The following is a 17,264-nucleotide window of genomic DNA, read 5'->3' on the forward strand; positions in this document are numbered from 1 at the left end:
GGCGGTGAATTATCGGTCTTCACGCAGTCGCGGACGTTTCCGCCTGTTTGGCGATTTCCCGGTCTCGCAGAACTTTACGCATGATCTTGCCGGTCGAGGTCAGCGGCAGTTCGTCGACGAACTCCACCAGTCGCGGATATTCGTGCGGACTGAGCCGTGTTTTCACAAACCCCCGAATATCCTCTTCCAGATCGGGCGATCCGTTGTTGCCCGGCATCAGCTTGATAAATACCTTGATGATCTCGGTCCTGACCGGGTCCGGCACGCCGACGGCGGCGGCCAACTCGATGGACGGATGCTTGGTCAGGCAATCCTCGATCTCGCCGGGGCCGATACGATAGCCCGCCGATGTGATGACATCGTCATCGCGGCCGACAAACCACAGGTACCCGTCTTCGTCCATCTGTCCCTGGTCGCCGGTGAGAAGCCACTCGCCCAGATACTTGTTCCGGGTCGCTTCGGGGTTGTTCCAGTATTCCAGCATCATCACCGGGTCCGGCGCCCTGACGGCGATTTGGCCGACCGTGCCGGGGGCAACCTCTTGGCCTTCGCTGTCGATGATCCGGACATCGTGACCGGGGATCGGGCGGCCCATGGAACCGGGCTTGATGTCCATGATCTTCTGGCAGTTGGCGACGACCAGATTGCACTCGGTCTGTCCGTAAAACTCGTTCAGCGTGATCCCGAACGACGCACGGCCCCAGTCGAGCAGTTCAACGCCCATCGGTTCGCCGGCGCAGGCGATGGTCCTGAGATCGACACCGAACGAGGGGATGTCGGCCACCGCGCGCATCATTTTCAGGGCCGTCGGCGGCATGAAGGTATTTCGCACCCGGTATTTCGCCATCAATCTGAGGGCTGCTTCCGGGTCGTACTTGCCGGCACGGTATGCCAGCACCGGCACGCCATGAAACCAGGCCCCCATCAGGCAGTTCATCAGGCCGCCGATCCATGCCCAGTCGGCGGGTGTCCACATCAGATCGCCCGGTTGCGGCAGGAAGTCATGAAAGAATTCGACCGCCGGCATATGGCCGATCAGGGATCTGTGGCCCTGCAGCGCGCCCTTGGGGTTGCCGGTGGTGCCGGAGGTATAAACGATATACGACGGATCGGTACTGGCGGTATCGACGTTCGTATAGGCGTCGGAGGCTTTCTCCAGCCCCTGCCACAGATCGAGTGTACCGTCGCCTGCTTCACCGTCGATCAAAAGCACCAGTTTCAGCTCTGGGAGCTGATCGCGGATCGCGGCGATTTTGGGGTAATGCGCGGCCTCGGTGACGATAACGCGCGCACCGCTGTCCTTGAGCCGAAAGGCGAGGGCTTCCTCACCGAACAGCGAAAACAACGGGATAGAGATCGCCCCCATCTTCCACGCGCCGACATGGCTGATCGCCGCTTCGACGCACTGCGATAGCAGGATGCCGACACGGTCACCGCGCACGACCCCCTGGGCCGTCATGAAATTGGCCATTTTGTTGGCGAGGGTACGTAATTCACGCCAAGAATAATCGCGCTGCGTGCCGTCGGGATGGGCGACGATCAGTCCCGTCGCATCCGGTGTGGCCAGGGCATGCCTGTCGCAGACCTGTTCGGCCATGTTGACCCGTTCAGGTACGTGCCAGGTAAAGGCATCACGCACGGCTTCGTAACTGCCTGCATCGTGCAACAGCGGCATGAATGGTCCTCCCGTTTCCCGCTTTTTAGATAGCAGAAGACGCACCGATAAAACAGTTTGAAGGTGTGATTAGCGGAAAATAGCGGCTCAGTTGGCCGATGTCGCGAGGGGGGCGAATTCCTGATCGATTTCGACGTTGCCCTCGAACACCAGATAATTGCGCATGCCTTCCAGCAAAACCCCGTCATATCCTTGTGCGATCAGGCCGTACAGGAAGGACTGCGGATTGCCGAACATCAGATCCTGCCAACCCGGATTCCAGTATTCGACGAAATAACGGTCCGGATCGCCCGGGAACGGATTGGCGATAAAGCCGGGGGATCCTTCACCCCAACCGTTTTGCCAGTAAAAACGGTAACTGGCGGCGGTGCCGATATCCATCCGTGCGAAAACCAGCCTGCGCGCGCCGAGCTTCTTGTATTTAAGCGTTTCCACGGCGCTTTTGCTGAGCGGTTCTCGCCCAGAAAACGGATCGACGATAACCAAATCGAAATTGGTCCCGTGAATTTTCAGCGCGAATTCATCCTGACGGCCGAAGGCGGCGGGGTCGCTCAGGTATAAAAAATTCCGCACATTGTTCATCGCCAGGATGTTGTTCGGATTTTCACGATTGGGACGGCGCGGGTATCGGGGAACCGCCGTCAGATCCGATGTCGAACCCGGTACAACGGCGGCGACGAGTCCTCGTTGATTGGCGGCCTTGTAAACGGCATCGATGGATTTGGGGTCGGTGGCGTAATCGATGGTCAGCACCGGCAGTCCGGCTTTTTTCGCACGTTCAATGCTGGACAGATACTGCTGCTGAATCTCGGGGGGCGGGGCTTCGCCGACGGCCTTGTAGCCCAGAAAGACACCGTCATACAGAACGGCATCGACCGAGCGCATGAAGGTCCTTGCCGGCGAGATGATATTCTCGTCCTGCAGGTCGCGCTTGATGATCAGTTCCTCGGCATCGCGGGCAACAACCATGAAATTGCGTTTCTGCTGGCGGGCATAGGTCGAGATGCGCTGGATAAAACTACGCATTTCCTCGCGGTGATCGACAAGGGCACGTTGCACGTTCAGCGTTGGTAACGGGGGCTGCTGGCCGTCCTGTCCCTGAATTCGGGTGTAACCTGGCTGAGCTTGCGTCGGTTGCTGCTGCGCCAGAACCGGCGCAATGCACAGCACCGCCAGTGCAACGCCCAGAATCGAATTATACGCTATTTTCGCCGTCGGCATGCCGTCCGTTCCTTGCCGGCGACGTATTGTCAGGCCGGCAACAAGTTCGCCACATCCTCGGCAATTGCCATCGAGGACGTCAATCCCGGTGATTCTATGCCGTAGAGGTTAACCAGACCTTTAATGCCGTGTACATCCTCTCCCTGGATGACGAAATCCGTGGCGTGCGAGCCTTTGGGATGGATTTTCGGGCGGACTCCGGCGTACCCCGGTTGCAACGCGCCATCGGGAAGCGCCGGCCAGTACTTGCGGATCGAGGCATAGAAACTCTCGCCGCGTGCCGGGTCGACTGTGTAATCGATCTTGTCGATCCATTCCACATCCGGGCCGAATTTAACCTGCCCGCCGAGATCGACCGTGACATGGACACCCAGCCCGCCCAAAGGGTCGGGAACGGGATAAATCAGCCGTGTGAACGGCGGTTTGCCGCCGCCGAGCGTGAAATAGACGCCGCGGGCGAAAAACTGACCGGGAATCGTCTCCGCCGGAATGCCGTCGATCGTGCGTGAAACCGGTTGTGCATACAGCCCCGCCGCATTGACCACATGATCGCACAGCAGGTCCATCGGCTCATCGCCGCCGACCCTGAGCAGAATGCCGTCGCTCTGGACCTCGCCGCCGATGACAGGGCTGTTGAAGGCGAACATGGCGCCGTGATCCTCGGCATCGCCCTGATAGGCCAGCATCAGCCCGTGGCTGTCGACCAGACCCGTCGACGGCGACAGCAAGGCGCCGAAGCAGGTGACGTTCGGCTCCATTTCCAGGACCTTGGCGGAATCGATAAATGTCAGGTCGTTGACGTGATTGACGGCGGCACGGCCCTTGATGTCGTCGAGAAGCTCGAGCTGCGCCTCGTCGGTGGCGACAATCAGCTTGCCGCAGCGTTTGTGATTGATACCGTGGCTTTGGCAGTATGCGTACATCATGTCGCGGCCTTTGACGCAAAGCCGGGCCTTGTTCGAATCCTTACCGTAATAAATACCGGCGTGGATGACTTCCGAGTTACGCGAGCTTGTTCCGGTGCCGATCATGTCGGCACTTTCCAGCACGATGACCTCGTGCCCGGCCATGGCCAGCGCCCGCGCCGACGCCAATCCCACGACACCTGCGCCAATGACGACGCACCCAACTCGTTCAACCATGAAAACTCCGCCTGATAAGCCGAAACGGCAAGAATGACGGCGGATTTTCCACTTCCACCGCCAGCCGGTCAAGCACCGCGCCCATACGCCATGGAATTTGTGAATGGCTTGCTGATCGCTTGATGGCGGGACACGCCAAGGGTACATTTCGCGGATGGCACCTTTTGACGATCAACCGCATTGGCTCCGCAGCGCTTGTCCGCACGACTGTCCGTCGACGTGCGCGCTGGAAGTCGAGAAAATCGCCCCCGACCGTATCGGCAAGGTTCGCGGCAACGCCATGAACGACTACACCGACGGCGTGATCTGCGCCAAAGTCGCGGCGTATCGTGAGCGTGTGCATCATCCTGACCGCCTGACGCAACCGTTGCGCCGTGTCGGCGCCAAGGGTGAGGCGAAGTTCGAGCCGGTCAGCTGGGACGATGCTTTGGACATTGTCGCCGAAGCATTCACCAAAGCCGAACTGAAGCACGGCCCCGAAACCATCTGGCCGTATCATTTCGCCGGCACCATGGGCCTGGTACAGCGTGACATTATTCACGGCTTCCGCCACGCGCTCGGATATTCCCGCGAGGACGAAACGATCTGCGTCGCTACCGCCGTATCCGGCTGGACCGCCGGGACCGGCAAGGTGTGGGGCTCCGATCCCCGCGAAATCGCGGTTTCCGACATGGTCGTCGTGTGGGGCGGCAATCCGGTCGCGACCCAGGTCAATGTGATGACACATGTGGCAAAGGCCAGGAAGAACCGGGGCGCGAAGCTGTATGTCGTCGACCCGTACCGCACGCCGACGGCACGCCAGGCGGACGTGCACCTGTGTCTAAAGCCGGGCACCGACGGTGCGCTGGCCTGTGCCGTGATGCATGTGCTGTTTCGTGACGGCTACGCCGATCGCGCATACATGGCGCAATATACGGATGTTCCCGGTGAGCTTGAGGCGCACCTGAAATCGCGCGATCCCGCATGGGCATCGGAAATCACCGGCCTGAGCGTCGAGGAAATCGAGAGCTTTGCCCGCGCTTATGGCGAGACGGAACGAGCTTATATCCGTGTCGGATACGGCTTTACCCGCTCGCGCAACGGCTCAGCGAACATGCATGCGGTGTCCTGTCTGCCGGCCGTTGCCGGTAAATGGAAATACGAAGGCGGCGGTGCCATGCATTCGAACCGCCATATGTTCGGTGTCAATCAGACCCTGGTGCGCGGACTCGATCTGGTCGACCCGTCGAAGCGTACGCTCGATATGTCACGTATCGGCCGCATTCTGCTGGGCGAGGAAGAAAGCCTTTTGGGCGGCCCGCCGGTGACGGCGATGATCATGCAGAACATCAACCCCGCCGAGGTCGCACCGGAAACACGGCGTGTTGTCGAGGGGCTGATGCGCGAGGACCTGTTTACCTGCGTGCACGAACAGTTCCCGACGGCGACGACAGCCTATGCCGACATCGTATTGCCGGCGACGACGTTCCTTGAACACGACGATCTGTATCAGGGCAGCGGGCATCTTTACCTGCAGGTCGCCAAACGCGTCATCGAGCCGGTCGGCGAATCCCGCTGTAACGTCGATGTGCTGTCGGCGCTGGCCAAGCGCCTTGGTTCCGATTACGAGTTGTTCGATCTGAGCCCTTGGGAGATTATCGACCGCTCGCTCCGTGCCACGGGACATCCCGGTGCCGACGAAGTGCATGCGGCAGGCTGGGTCGATTGTTCGATCAGTTTCGACGATGCACATTTTCTGAACGGGTTTCATACCCCGGACCGTAAGTTCCATTTCAAGCCGGACTGGTCGCGCATCGGCGCGGCGCATGAAGCCATGCCCGTATTGCCGGACCATCTCGACGTCATCGACGTGGCGACCCCGGAAAAGCCGTTCCGCCTGGTCGCTGCACCGGCGCGCCGGTTCCTGAACACGTCATTCACGGAAACCCCGTCATCCGTGAAGAAGGAAGGCCGACCGACGGCGCTGCTTCATCCAGACGCCATGGCCGGCCTCGGTCTGGCGGACGATGACGAGGTTACCCTCGGCAACGATCTCGGCGAAGTGACGGTGCACGCCAAAACCTTCGACGGGCTGCAACCCGATACGGTGGTTGTCGAAGGGATATGGCCAAACAAACATTTCAAAAACGGCCTCGGCATTAACGTCTTGATAAGTGCTGATCGGGCATACCCGAATGGCGGTGCTGTATTCCACGATACGGCTGTGTGGGTGCGCGCCGGATAAGAAAAGGCTTTTGAGGGGTTATTCGTGACAGCTTCACATGCGCACGTGATTGTCGTCGGGAACGAAAAGGGCGGCAGCGGCAAGTCGACGACATCCATGCATCTGGCGATTGCGCTGATGATGCAGGGCTACAGCGTCGCCACCATCGATGTCGATGGCCGGCAGGGGACGCTGAGCCGCTATATCGCCAACCGTGAGATGTTCAACAAGAAGCTCGGCCGGGATTATCCGTTGCCGGAGCATCACCGCATGACGGCGCATCAATTCGAAGGTATGAACGATGCCGAGCAGGCCGCCGAGGCCGAGCGTCTGCAGCTTTTGATCGAAGGCGCATGTTTCAACCATGACATTGTGATCATCGATACACCGGGTGCGGCGAACAAACTCTCGTTCATGGCGCATACGTATGCCGACACGCTGATCACGCCGCTCAACGACAGCTTTGTCGACCTCGACGGGTTGGCGCATATGGATGGGCAGAGTGCCGAGATCAAGGGGCCGAGCCACTACGCCGAGGCGATCTGGGAAGCGAAGAAGATCAAAGCCACGCGCGACGGCGGCTCCATCGACTGGGTCGTGATGCGCAACCGTCTGACGAATCTCGATGCCTATAACAAACGCGAAGTCGAGCGCGCGATCCGCGATCTGTCAAAACGGCTGGGATTTCGGGTTCTGCCGGGTTTTTCCGAGCGCGTCATTTTCCGCGAGCTTTTCCTCGTCGGCCTGACGATCCTCGATCTGAAACATGCTGCCGGCGGTGCACCGCTCAGCCGTTCGCACATAGCCGCGCGCGATGAAGTGTTCTCGATCGTCGACGGATTGTCGCTGCCCGGCGTGCCGGTACGCGAACAGACCGCGCACGGCTGATTTTTCCTATTCGTCGCATAAGCCTCGCAAATCGGTTATTTTTGCTTATCTCATAAGGAACGATGGGAAAGGAGCGAACGTGGCCGACGACCTGCCGGATAAACAACGACGCGCCAAGGACGTAGACGCCTTTTTGTCGAAGGTGGCCGTCACGCCGAAACGCGCCGCTAACGCGGGCAAGCGTGGCCGTCTGCTGTTCGCCATGGATGCGACGGCAAGCCGTCAGCCGACGTGGGACACGGCCGCAACCATACAAGGACAGATGTTTCATGAAACGGCGTCCCTCGGCGGATTGGACATACAGCTCGCTTTTTATCGCGGTTTCGGTGAGTTCATGGTCAGCCCGTGGACAGATAACGAAAAGGAACTGCTGCGGCTGATGACCTCGGTGTTTTGCCTGGCCGGGCAAACGCAGATCGGCAAGGTTCTGCAGCATGCCGTCAATGAAGCGAAACAGGGGCATCTGAATGCGCTGATCTTTGTCGGCGATATGGTCGAGGAAGATGTCGATTATCTCGGCAAAACGGCAGGAGAGCTTGGCCTGCTCGGTGTCCCGGCATTCATCTTTCACGAAGGCCATGATCCTGTGGCCAAGTTTGCGTTTCAACAAATCGCCACCCTGACCGGCGGTGCCTGCCTGCAATTCGATGCCGGCAGTGCGGAGATGCTTCGCGAACTCTTGGCGGCCGTCGCCGTGTATGCCGCAGGCGGCCGCACGGCGCTTGAAGACAAGGCAAAAAAGGGTGGCGCGGCGCTGCAGCTTACGCATCAGATGTCGCATGCCAAATAACAACATCGTGCAGCAGACAATGGACGTTACGACATCATGAGTTACCTGATCGCGGGCATAATCGTTCTGGGCCTGCTGCTTTTGGCCGGGAAGTGGTTTGTTTCGACGGAACCGAAGGCCCTTGTCCGCATACTGAAACCTGTCCTGTTTGTCCTTGCCGCCGTGGTCATACTGTTTCTGATCGTTACCGGGCGGCTGTTCTGGGTGTTCTGGATATTGCCGTTCGCGGTGCCGCTCTACATGCGCTATCGCGGTGCGCAACGTATGGCGAAGAACGCGTCCAGGATGTCTTCGGGCGGCGCTTCCGGCATGGCCAGCGAGGTTTCCAGCGAATTTCTGGAGATGCGGCTCGATCACGACAGCGGCGATATGGACGGGACGGTCCGCAAGGGAAGATATGCAAACCGGCGCCTCAGCGATCTGAGCCTTGAACAGTTGCTCGATCTTTATGCGGATTACAGCGGCAGTGACGGCGAATCGGCGCGCCTTTTGGCCGCATTTCTGGACCGCATGCATCCTGATTGGCGCGAAAACGCGTCCGCTGACGGCACGCACGGCGATGATACGTTCGCACATAGCACGGGGTCGATGAGCCGTGCAGAGGCCCTGCGCATACTCGGATTGCCTGACGACGCCGACGAGGCGGAAATCAAGGCAGCGCATCACAGGCTTATCGCCGGATTGCACCCGGACCGCGGCGGTTCGGCCTATCTGGCGGCGAAAATCAACGAAGCACGGGATGTTTTGCTGAAACCCTGATTACGCCGCTTCCGTGTCATGGCTTTTTCATACTTAGTCTGCTTGCCGGAACCGGGTCCCTGTGGCAGAAACCGAGTGTTTCAGGCGTCATAGAGGGGATTTTTTATGCGCGTAGCAATGATCGGGACAGGATATGTCGGTCTCGTCTCCGGAGCGTGCTTTTCCGAATTCGGTCACGATGTCGTTTGTGTCGACAAGGACGAAGCAAAAATCGCCGGTCTTCACGAAGGCAGGATGCCGATCTATGAACCGGGCCTGGAAGGCCTCGTCGAAGGTAACGTCAAAGCCGGGCGGTTGACGTTTACGAAAGATCTGGAAGGCGCCCTGAAAGGGGCCGATGCGGTGTTTATCGCCGTCGGTACGCCCAGCCGTCGCGGCGACGGTCACGCCGACCTCAGCTACGTCTATGCGGCCGCCGAGGAAATAGCCCGTGGCATGGACGGCTATACCGTCATCGTCACAAAATCGACGGTCCCCGTCGGCACCGGCCGCGAAGTCGAGCGCATTATCCGCGAAACGTGCCCCGATGCGGATTTCGATGTGGTTTCAAACCCGGAATTCCTGCGTGAAGGTTCCGCCATCGAGGATTTCATGCGCCCGGACCGTGTCGTCATCGGTACCAATTCCGACCGTGCCAAGGAAGTGATGCGCGATCTTTACCGGCCGCTGTACCTGATCGAAACACCGATCGTCTTTACATCGCGTCAGTCTTCGGAACTCATCAAGTACGCCGCCAACACATTCCTGGCGACGAAAATCACCTTCATCAACGAGATCGCCGATCTTTGCGAGCAGGTCGATGCCAATGTGCATGACGTGGCGCGGGGTATCGGTCTGGATGGCCGGATCGGCCGCAAGTTCCTTCATGCCGGACCGGGTTACGGCGGGTCATGCTTTCCCAAGGACACACGGGCACTGGTGTCGACCGCACGCGATGCCGGCAGCCCGCTCAAGATCGTTGAAACCGTCGTTGCCCTGAACGAGGAACGCAAGCAGCAGATGGCCAAGCGGATCATTGCCGCGGCCGGGGGCGATATTAACGGTAAAAAAGTCGCTGTCCTCGGTCTGACCTTCAAGCCGAATACGGATGACATGCGTGAAAGTCCGAGCCTCGATATCGTGCCGGCATTGCAGAAGGCCGGGGCAACGATTACGGCCTATGATCCTGAAGGCATGGACGAGGCAAAGCAGATGCTGAACGATGTGACCTGGTGCGACGGCGCTTACGAGACCATGGCCGGTGCCGATGTTCTGGCCATCATCACCGAATGGAATGAATTCCGCGCGCTCGACCTGGAGCGCGTCAAATCACTGATGAACGCGGCGGTCATCGTCGACCTCAGGAATGTCTACGATCCGGACGTTATGGCCGAGAAAGGTTTCTCATATCACAGCATCGGCCGTCCGGGTCCGATGGCAGGAGGCAACTGATTGGTGTCCAGGCGGCTCAAATCGTCGCTCGCGCCGTCGATTTTGCGGGCCTACGACATTCGTGGCATCGTCGATGAAAATTTCAGCGAGGATGACCTGTATGTCATCGGCAAGGCCTTTGCCGCTGAAATGATCGCGCGCGGCCTGAAACGGGCATGCGTCGGCTATGACGGGCGTCTGTCGTCACCGATGCTGGAACAGGCGCTGGTCGATGGTCTGGTGTCGTCGGGTATCGATGTTTTGCGCTCCGGGCTGGGACCGTCCCCCATGCTCTATTACGCCACCTACAAGCTCGAGGCGGATGCCGGTCTGATGATCACCGGCTCGCATAACCCGCCGGAATTCAACGGTCTGAAAATGACGTTGGGTGGGCATGCCTTTTTTGACGAAGACATCCAGCGTCTGGGGCGCCGTGTTATCGATCAGGATTTTGTCGACGGCGCGGGGCATGCCCGGCATGTGAACGTGTTCGATGATTATGTCGCCCGGATTGTTTCGGATTACCGCGGGGGCAAGGAACTGCGTGTTGCCTGGGATCCCGGCAATGGTGCAGCAGGCGACGTGACAAAGGCCCTGACGGAAAGACTTCCGGGTACGCATTTCCTCATCAATGAAAAGATCGACGGAACATTCCCCGCGCATCATCCGGACCCGACGGTCGAGAAGAACCTGGTTCAACTGAAAGCGCTGGTCGCCGACAACAAATGCGATCTCGGGATAGGCTTCGATGGCGACGGCGACAGGATCGGCGTTATCGATGCCGCCGGGAACGTGATGTGGGGCGATCAGCTTCTGGTGATGCTGGCCGGTGAAGTCCTGGCCGATCACCCGGGCGCCCCGATTCTTTGTGACGTCAAGGCAAGCCGTGTCTTTTTCGATGAAATCCGCAAGATGGGCGGCGAGCCGGTGATGTGGAAGGCCGGACATTCCCATATCAAGTCGAAGATGGCGGAACTCAATTCACCCCTTGCCGGCGAAATGAGTGCACACATCTTCTTCAAGCACCGGTATTACGGTTATGACGATGCGATTTATACGGCGATACGGCTGTTGTCCGTGATTGCGTCATCGCAACATTCATTTACGGAAATGCTGGCGGCGCTACCTGTCATGCACAACACGCCTGAAATCCGGTTCGATTGCGACGACGCGCGTAAATTCGAAGCCGTTGACGAAATCACGGCCCGCGCACGGCTTCTGGACGGTGTCGAGATTTTCGACATGGACGGTGTGCGCGTGGAGACGCCTTACGGCTGGTGGCTGCTCAGGGCCTCCAACACGCAGCCGATGCTTGTCGTTCGCTGCGAGTCGGAAACGGCTGAAGGGCTGGAACGTCTCAAGGACGATGTCCGCGCCCAGCTTTCACAATCGGGCATCGACGCTTCCGCCATTTGATCCACAGCTTTCATAAGTTACCGGCTTGCGGTGTGCCTTATGTTTGCTTAGGAAAATGGCATGGCAAATTTCTTTTTCTACGGGACCTTATGTGAGCCGGAAATCGCGCGGGAAATTCTCGGGCGGCCGCTATCTGGCTGTTCGCCGCGCCCGGGAATCCTATCGGGCTATAAACGCGTGTATGTTTCGGACGCCACGTATCCGGCGGTCGTGCCCGATGATGAGCATGCAGTCGATGGCCTGCTGGTTAAGCGCATCAGTGCTTTGGAGGCATCCCGCCTGTCGCGCTATGAGGGACCTCAATACCATGTGCAGGAAGTGGAAATCAGTCTCAAGGACGGCACGCATGATCAGGCCAGGATCTTCCTGCCGAAACCTGCATTACAGCTAAGCGACCGTCTATGGGATCTGGAAACCTGGCGGCGGCAGGAGAAGAAGCGTTTCATGGCCGGCTTGAAACGTAATGTACTGATATAGAGATCAGTCGGCGCGCTGAGCCAGTTCGGCATTTTCCGGCGCCTTAAGTTCCATGCAGTCCCTGAGAATACGGCAGGTTCGATACGCATCGCGTTTCGAGATTCCAACGATTCTGGCCCGGTGGAGAATGGATCCATTACGCTTTTTGAGCGGCACAATTCTGATCGCACCGTCGCCCAGATATCTCGAGGCTTTGCCGATAGCTTTCTCGGCGGCGGCCTGTGCCTGCGATACTTGTGAAAAGGCACCGACCTGCACGGCCCAAACCGTTACGGAGGATTTGCCCAGAGACGCTGTTTTAGCCTGTGGTGAGGCTTTTGCAGATGTAGCAGGGGTCTGGGCAATAAGCTGGTTGCCCTGACGCTTGGCCAGAAGGGCAAACCCCTTATCCAGCAGCGATGTCATGTGATTGTTACGGTGGCGGGACGAGCGACCGCCAAAGACCACACCGATTAAACGGCGTCCGTTCTGGGTCGCAGACGCGACCAGATTGAATCCCGAGGCCCGGATATAACCGGTCTTGAAGCCGTCCGCGCCGGGATAGGTTTTCAGCAGTTTATTGTGATTGCTATGGACGCGACCGTGGAACTTGAACGAGGCGGTCGAAAAATAATGATAATACTGCGGGAAATCACGGAGTAGGGCGCGCGCCAGAATCGACATATCCTTGGCCGTGGAGAGCTGCGCACGGTGCGGCAGGCCCGAAGCGTTGCGGAAGGTGGTTTTCGACATGCCGAGCGAACGTGCCTTGGCCGTCATCTTCAAAGCGAAATTCCGTTCGCGACCGCTGATGTTCTCGGCGATTACGGTGGCGACGTCATTAGCCGATTTCGTTACCAGTGCGAGGATCGCTTGTTTGACCGATATTTGCGATTTGGCAGACAGGCCCAGTTTGGAGGCCGGCTGACGTGCGGCACGGCGTGAAACCTTGAGCTTCGTTTCGAGCGTCCAGCGTTTCTGTTTGAGCCGGTCGAAAACGATGTAGAGGGTCATCATTTTTGTCAGAGAGGCCGGATAATTCCGGGTTTCTTCGTTCGTCGCGTGCAGAACTTCACCGGTATCAGCGTCAACGACATAACTCGCATATTTGGCTTCGGCCGTCTGTAGCGACACACCAAGCAGGGCAAACACTGCTAAAGTCGCATAAATCGTATGCCTGACCGTAAAAATCGCCCGTTTCATCATCGGTTCCCAGGCCGCACGCGGTCGCATCCTCTGATCCCCTTGTTCTCTATCGTTATCCGCGGTGCTGCCCGATCATAAAATCAAACATCACCCGTCGTCGACGAGATTTTTTACGTCGAATCAATCTCTTGGTACGATAGCGGATCATAACAATGAGTTAACAGGGGGCGCGGTGTCACGGAATTTGTGAGGATTTCCGGGGGTGAGGCGCATGATTTAGAAAAAAATTCGCAAGTGCAATATATGTTAAAATCAGGGACGATGAGTTAACTTATTGGAAATAAATAAAATATCATCATATTAAGCATTTGTGCACTGCACAATAAACAATTGACTCGACCCATCCTTGGGCTATATATTTCTTGCGATGCTGCAGTGCAACAAAAGTAGTTAGCGAAACTGTCGTGCGAGCGATCCCCGAATGGGCCGAATCCTCGGCGATAAAAAAATGGAGATAGAATGATGGCTACCGCCAAGAAAACCACAACGCCGAAAGCCGCGCCGAAACAGGCATCCGCACCGATGACCGCCGTACCTGTCGAAGCCGCAGTAAAAGCCGGTCAGGAAACCGTTGAAACGATCGTCAAAACCAACACTCAGGTCGCCCAAAAAGGCGTCGAAAAGGCTGTTGCCATGACCGAAGAGCAGTTTGCCGTTGCCGCCAAAGCAGGCGCCGATGCCTACAAAGGCTATGAAGACATGGTTGCCTTCTCGAAAAGCAATATCGAAGCGATGGTTCAGTCGAACGAGATATTTTCGGTCGGTGTGAAGGAAATAAATTCCACGATTTACAAGCTGGCTCAGTCCAATATTGAGCAAACCGTTGCCCTGGCTCAGAAAATGATGAGCTGCACGTCGCTTGCCGAAGTTGTTGAACTGCAGAGCGATCTTGCCAAGACGCAGTACGAAACGGCGGTTGAGGAAACCCGCAAGCTTTCCGATCAGACGATCAAGCTTGCCGAGAAAGCTTCAAAACCGCTTGCCGAGCGTTTGACGGTTGCGGTTGAGACTCTGTCGAAACCGCTTGCTGCCTGATTTCCCATCCCCCCCTTTTTTGGGATTTGGCAGTACACAAGGGTGCCCGGTGGTCCTCCCAACTCCGGGCACCCACTCTTAAAGTCCGATGGGTTTAACGATCTACGGCATTCAAAGGCCTGCAGCCCCGCTGCAGGCCTTTTTGCTGCCCGGATATTTCTTTTCGCTTGCCCATTTTGGACTGAGCATTTTTCACCTATATTATAGGGAATGAACCTGAACCATATGGATAGACGCTGTACGAAAATGGCAGAACGAAAAACACCGCCGTACACTGGCGGCGACGAAGAAACCGGTGTCGTCGTCAAGCCGCGCGAGAAGACCAAACGTCCGGCGATGTACAAGGTTCTGATGCTGAATGACGACTACACGCCGATGGAATTCGTCGTTCATGTGTTGGAACGTTTCTTCAGCAAGTCGGCACAGGATGCGACCCAGATCATGCTGCATGTACACCAGCGCGGTGTCGGCGTTTGCGGCGTGTATACCTACGAGGTTGCCGAAACGAAGGTCGCCCAGACCATGGACCTGGCGCGGCAGCACCAGCATCCGCTTCAATGCACGATTGAGAAGGACGGCGGTGAAGACGACGAGTAGAATACATTTGCTGACGAACAGTCATGTCAGTCTCTAAGGCCGGAAAAAATCCGGCGGAAGGATAGAAACCACATGTTATCACGCAATCTGGAACAGACGCTGCATCGTGCCCTGGCCTTGGCCGCGGAACGCTATCACGAATATGCGACGCTTGAGCATCTGTTGCTGTCCCTGACGGAAGACCAGGATTCTGTCGCCGTACTCAGGGCATGTGGCGTTGATCTTGAACAGCTGACCATGGACGTCACCAATTTCATTGACGATGAACTTGAAGATATACGTAACGAGCGCGTCTCCGAACCGAAGCCGACGGCCGGCTTTCAGCGTGTCGTGCAGCGCGCCGTTATTCATGTGCAATCGTCCGGCCGCGAGGAAGTGACCGGTGCCAATGTTCTGGTTGCACTGTTTTCCGAGCGTGAATCACACGCGGTGTTTTTCCTGCAGATGCACGAGATGTCCAGGCTCGATGCCGTCAATTATATTTCCCATGGCATCGCCAAGGTGCCGGGCTATTCCGAAGAACGCACGGTTGAGGGGGCGGATGAAGAAGCCGAAGGCGAAAACGTAGTCCGCAAGGGATCGGAAGCGCTCGATGCCTATTGCGTCAATCTGAATGCAAAGGCTGCCGACGGCCGAATCGACCCGTTGATCGGCCGCGAAAAAGAGGTCGACCGCACCATTCAGATTCTCTGCCGCCGCAACAAGAACAACCCGCTCTATGTCGGCGATCCGGGCGTCGGCAAGACGGCCATTGCCGAAGGTCTTGCCAAGCGTATCGTCGAAGGCGATGTGCCGGAGGTTCTTCAGGGCGCTACGATCTACTCGCTCGACATGGGTTCCTTGCTGGCCGGAACGCGTTATCGCGGCGATTTCGAGGAACGCCTGAAAAACGTCATGGAAGAACTGGTCAACGCCGACAACGCGATCCTGTTCATCGATGAAATCCATACCGTGATCGGCGCCGGCGCCACGTCGGGCGGTTCCATGGATGCGTCGAACATCCTCAAACCGGCATTGCAGAACGGCGCGCTCCGTTGCATGGGCTCGACGACCTACAAGGAATACCGCGGCTACTTCGAGAAGGACCGCGCACTCGTCCGCCGTTTCCAGAAGATCGATGTCTACGAACCGTCGATCGACGATACCATCAAGATTCTCAAAGGCCTGAAGCCGTACTTCGAAGCGCACCACAAGGTCCGCTATACCGCCGAAGCCCTGAAGACCGCCGTCGAGCTGTCGGCGCGTTATATCGGCGACCGCAAACTGCCGGACAAGGCCATCGATGTCATCGACGAGGTCGGGGCGTCGCGGATGTTGCTGCCCGTGAACAAGCGCCGGAAAACGGTTTCCGCCAAGGACGTCGAAGCCATCGTCGCGATGATCGCGCGCATTCCGCCGAAAAGCGTGTCGCGTGATGACCGCGAAGCCCTGAAGACGCTGGAGCGCGATCTGAAAACCGTGGTCTTCGGTCAGGATCCCGCCATCGATCAGTTGTCCAGTGCCATCAAACTGGCACGTGCCGGCTTGCGTGAGCCGCAAAAACCGATCGGGTCCTATCTGTTCTCGGGGCCGACCGGGGTCGGCAAGACCGAAGTTGCGCGCCAGCTCGCCCTGACCATGGGTGTCGAGCTTGTCCGTTTCGATATGTCGGAATACATGGAGCGGCATTCGGTATCGCGCCTGATCGGTGCACCGCCGGGCTATGTCGGCTTCGATCAGGGCGGTCTGCTGACGGATGCCGTCGACCAGAACCCGCACGTCGTGCTGTTGCTCGATGAAATCGAAAAGGCGCATCCGGACCTGTTCAATATCCTGCTGCAGATCATGGATCACGGCAAACTGACCGACAACAACGGCAAGACCGTCGACTTCAGGAACGTGATCTTGATCATGACGACCAATGCCGGGGCCGCTGACATGGCCAAGCCGGCCATCGGCTTCGAGCGTGAAAGCCGTGTCGGCGAGGACAAGGAAGCCATCGAAAAGATGTTCACGCCGGAATTCCGCAACCGGCTCGATTCAATCATCGGCTTTGCCCCGCTTGGCACGGAAGTCGTCGCCAAGGTCGTCGACAAGTTTATCATGGAACTGGAAGCGCAACTCAGCGACCGCAACGTGATGATCGAATTGACCGACGAAGCGCGCGCCTGGCTGGCCGAGAAGGGCTACGACAAGTTGTTCGGCGCACGGCCGCTTTCGCGCGTCATCCAGGAACACATCAAGAAAGCGCTGGCCGAAGAAATGCTGTTCGGCAAGCTTGCCAAGGGCGGGCTTGTTCTCGTCGACATCGAGGACGGTATACCGACCTTTACCTACCCGAAGCAGGGTGGTGACGATCCGAAAGGTGGCGGCAAGAAGAAGAAACCGGCCTACGTCGAGTAAGCAACCGGATCGCTTATCCTGTCACCCCGGCGAAGGCCGGGGTGCAGGCTTCTGTGGAGTCCTGGCGAGCGCCGGAACGACGGT

General features: G+C 57.9%; 14 protein-coding genes. 10 read left to right on the forward strand and 4 right to left on the reverse strand.

All coding sequences use genetic code 11. The annotated features are described in order from the left end of the window. Positions 1-19: 19 nt before the first annotated feature. The 3 genes from L2D14_10535 to L2D14_10545 form a co-directional block, all read right to left on the reverse strand. Entirely contained in the window at positions 20-1,675 is a 1,656-nt protein-coding gene (locus L2D14_10535) for an acyl-CoA synthetase (GenBank protein WNJ98310.1), read from the reverse strand. Positions 1,676-1,762: 87 nt separating this feature from the next. Then, positions 1,763-2,896 (reverse strand): hypothetical protein, encoded by a 1,134-nt coding sequence (locus L2D14_10540; protein WNJ98311.1) that lies wholly within the window; start codon positions 2,894-2,896, stop codon positions 1,763-1,765. A 29-nt stretch (positions 2,897-2,925) separates the two neighbouring features. Beyond that, positions 2,926-4,038 (reverse strand): NAD(P)/FAD-dependent oxidoreductase, encoded by a 1,113-nt coding sequence (locus L2D14_10545; GenBank protein WNJ98312.1) that lies wholly within the window; start codon positions 4,036-4,038, stop codon positions 2,926-2,928. A 154-nt stretch (positions 4,039-4,192) separates the two neighbouring features. On the opposite strand from L2D14_10545, the gene L2D14_10550 reads away from it, so the two are divergent. The 7 genes from L2D14_10550 to L2D14_10580 all read left to right on the forward strand — a co-directional run bounded on the left by L2D14_10550 (position 4,193) and on the right by L2D14_10580 (position 11,981). After that, complete coding sequence (locus L2D14_10550) at positions 4,193-6,262, forward strand: molybdopterin oxidoreductase family protein (protein ID WNJ98313.1); 2,070 nt, start codon at positions 4,193-4,195, stop codon at positions 6,260-6,262. 24 nt (positions 6,263-6,286) lie between these two features. Further along, complete coding sequence (locus tag L2D14_10555) at positions 6,287-7,129, forward strand: division plane positioning ATPase MipZ (protein WNJ98314.1); 843 nt, start codon at positions 6,287-6,289, stop codon at positions 7,127-7,129. A 79-nt stretch (positions 7,130-7,208) separates the two neighbouring features. Then, positions 7,209-7,919, forward strand: coding sequence for a VWA domain-containing protein (locus L2D14_10560; GenBank protein ID WNJ98315.1), 711 nt, complete (start codon positions 7,209-7,211; stop codon positions 7,917-7,919). Between the two features lie 36 nt (positions 7,920-7,955). Next, positions 7,956-8,678 carry a hypothetical protein gene (locus tag L2D14_10565; GenBank protein ID WNJ98316.1) on the forward strand — a complete coding sequence of 241 codons (723 nt, stop codon included), beginning with the start codon at positions 7,956-7,958 and terminating at the stop codon, positions 8,676-8,678. Positions 8,679-8,783: 105 nt separating this feature from the next. Next, complete coding sequence (locus tag L2D14_10570; protein ID WNJ98317.1) at positions 8,784-10,109, forward strand: UDP-glucose/GDP-mannose dehydrogenase family protein; 1,326 nt, start codon at positions 8,784-8,786, stop codon at positions 10,107-10,109. 3 nt (positions 10,110-10,112) lie between these two features. Beyond that, entirely contained in the window at positions 10,113-11,504 is a 1,392-nt protein-coding gene (locus L2D14_10575) for a phosphomannomutase/phosphoglucomutase (protein ID WNJ98318.1), read from the forward strand. 60 nt (positions 11,505-11,564) lie between these two features. Next, complete coding sequence (locus L2D14_10580) at positions 11,565-11,981, forward strand: gamma-glutamylcyclotransferase family protein (protein ID WNJ98319.1); 417 nt, start codon at positions 11,565-11,567, stop codon at positions 11,979-11,981. 3 nt (positions 11,982-11,984) lie between these two features. Here the strand turns inward: L2D14_10580 and L2D14_10585 are convergent, their stop codons facing one another. Beyond that, a complete protein-coding gene (locus tag L2D14_10585) occupies positions 11,985-13,193 on the reverse strand; it encodes a D-alanyl-D-alanine carboxypeptidase family protein (GenBank protein WNJ98320.1) in 1,209 nt (402 codons plus the stop codon). Positions 13,194-13,625: 432 nt separating this feature from the next. Here L2D14_10585 and L2D14_10590 point away from each other — a divergent pair, with 432 nt between their 5' ends. The 3 genes from L2D14_10590 to clpA all read left to right on the forward strand — a co-directional run bounded on the left by L2D14_10590 (position 13,626) and on the right by clpA (position 17,180). After that, a complete protein-coding gene (locus L2D14_10590) occupies positions 13,626-14,201 on the forward strand; it encodes a phasin family protein (protein WNJ98321.1) in 576 nt (191 codons plus the stop codon). Between the two features lie 246 nt (positions 14,202-14,447). After that, positions 14,448-14,798 carry an ATP-dependent Clp protease adapter ClpS gene (clpS, locus tag L2D14_10595; protein ID WNJ98322.1) on the forward strand — a complete coding sequence of 117 codons (351 nt, stop codon included), beginning with the start codon at positions 14,448-14,450 and terminating at the stop codon, positions 14,796-14,798. Positions 14,799-14,870: 72 nt separating this feature from the next. Continuing rightward, positions 14,871-17,180 (forward strand): ATP-dependent Clp protease ATP-binding subunit ClpA, encoded by a 2,310-nt coding sequence (clpA, locus tag L2D14_10600; GenBank protein ID WNJ98323.1) that lies wholly within the window; start codon positions 14,871-14,873, stop codon positions 17,178-17,180. The last annotated feature ends 84 nt before the right edge of the window (positions 17,181-17,264 follow it).

It is taken from the genome of Thalassospiraceae bacterium LMO-JJ14, assembly GCA_021555105.2.
In the GTDB taxonomy this organism is placed as follows: domain Bacteria; phylum Pseudomonadota; class Alphaproteobacteria; order Rhodospirillales; family Casp-alpha2; genus UBA4479.

Coding starts and splice junctions, on each gene's coding strand:
- L2D14_10550 (WNJ98313.1), top strand. CDS start 4,193: ATGGCACCTTTTGACGATCAACCGCATTGGCTCCGCAGCGCTTGTCCG.
- L2D14_10535 (WNJ98310.1), bottom strand. CDS start 1,675: ATGCCGCTGTTGCACGATGCAGGCAGTTACGAAGCCGTGCGTGATGCC.
- L2D14_10585 (WNJ98320.1), bottom strand. CDS start 13,193: ATGCGACCGCGTGCGGCCTGGGAACCGATGATGAAACGGGCGATTTTT.
- clpS (WNJ98322.1), top strand. CDS start 14,448: ATGGCAGAACGAAAAACACCGCCGTACACTGGCGGCGACGAAGAAACC.
- L2D14_10540 (WNJ98311.1), bottom strand. CDS start 2,896: ATGCCGACGGCGAAAATAGCGTATAATTCGATTCTGGGCGTTGCACTG.
- L2D14_10580 (WNJ98319.1), top strand. CDS start 11,565: ATGGCAAATTTCTTTTTCTACGGGACCTTATGTGAGCCGGAAATCGCG.
- L2D14_10565 (WNJ98316.1), top strand. CDS start 7,956: ATGAGTTACCTGATCGCGGGCATAATCGTTCTGGGCCTGCTGCTTTTG.
- L2D14_10590 (WNJ98321.1), top strand. CDS start 13,626: ATGATGGCTACCGCCAAGAAAACCACAACGCCGAAAGCCGCGCCGAAA.
- L2D14_10545 (WNJ98312.1), bottom strand. CDS start 4,038: ATGGTTGAACGAGTTGGGTGCGTCGTCATTGGCGCAGGTGTCGTGGGA.
- clpA (WNJ98323.1), top strand. CDS start 14,871: ATGTTATCACGCAATCTGGAACAGACGCTGCATCGTGCCCTGGCCTTG.
- L2D14_10570 (WNJ98317.1), top strand. CDS start 8,784: ATGCGCGTAGCAATGATCGGGACAGGATATGTCGGTCTCGTCTCCGGA.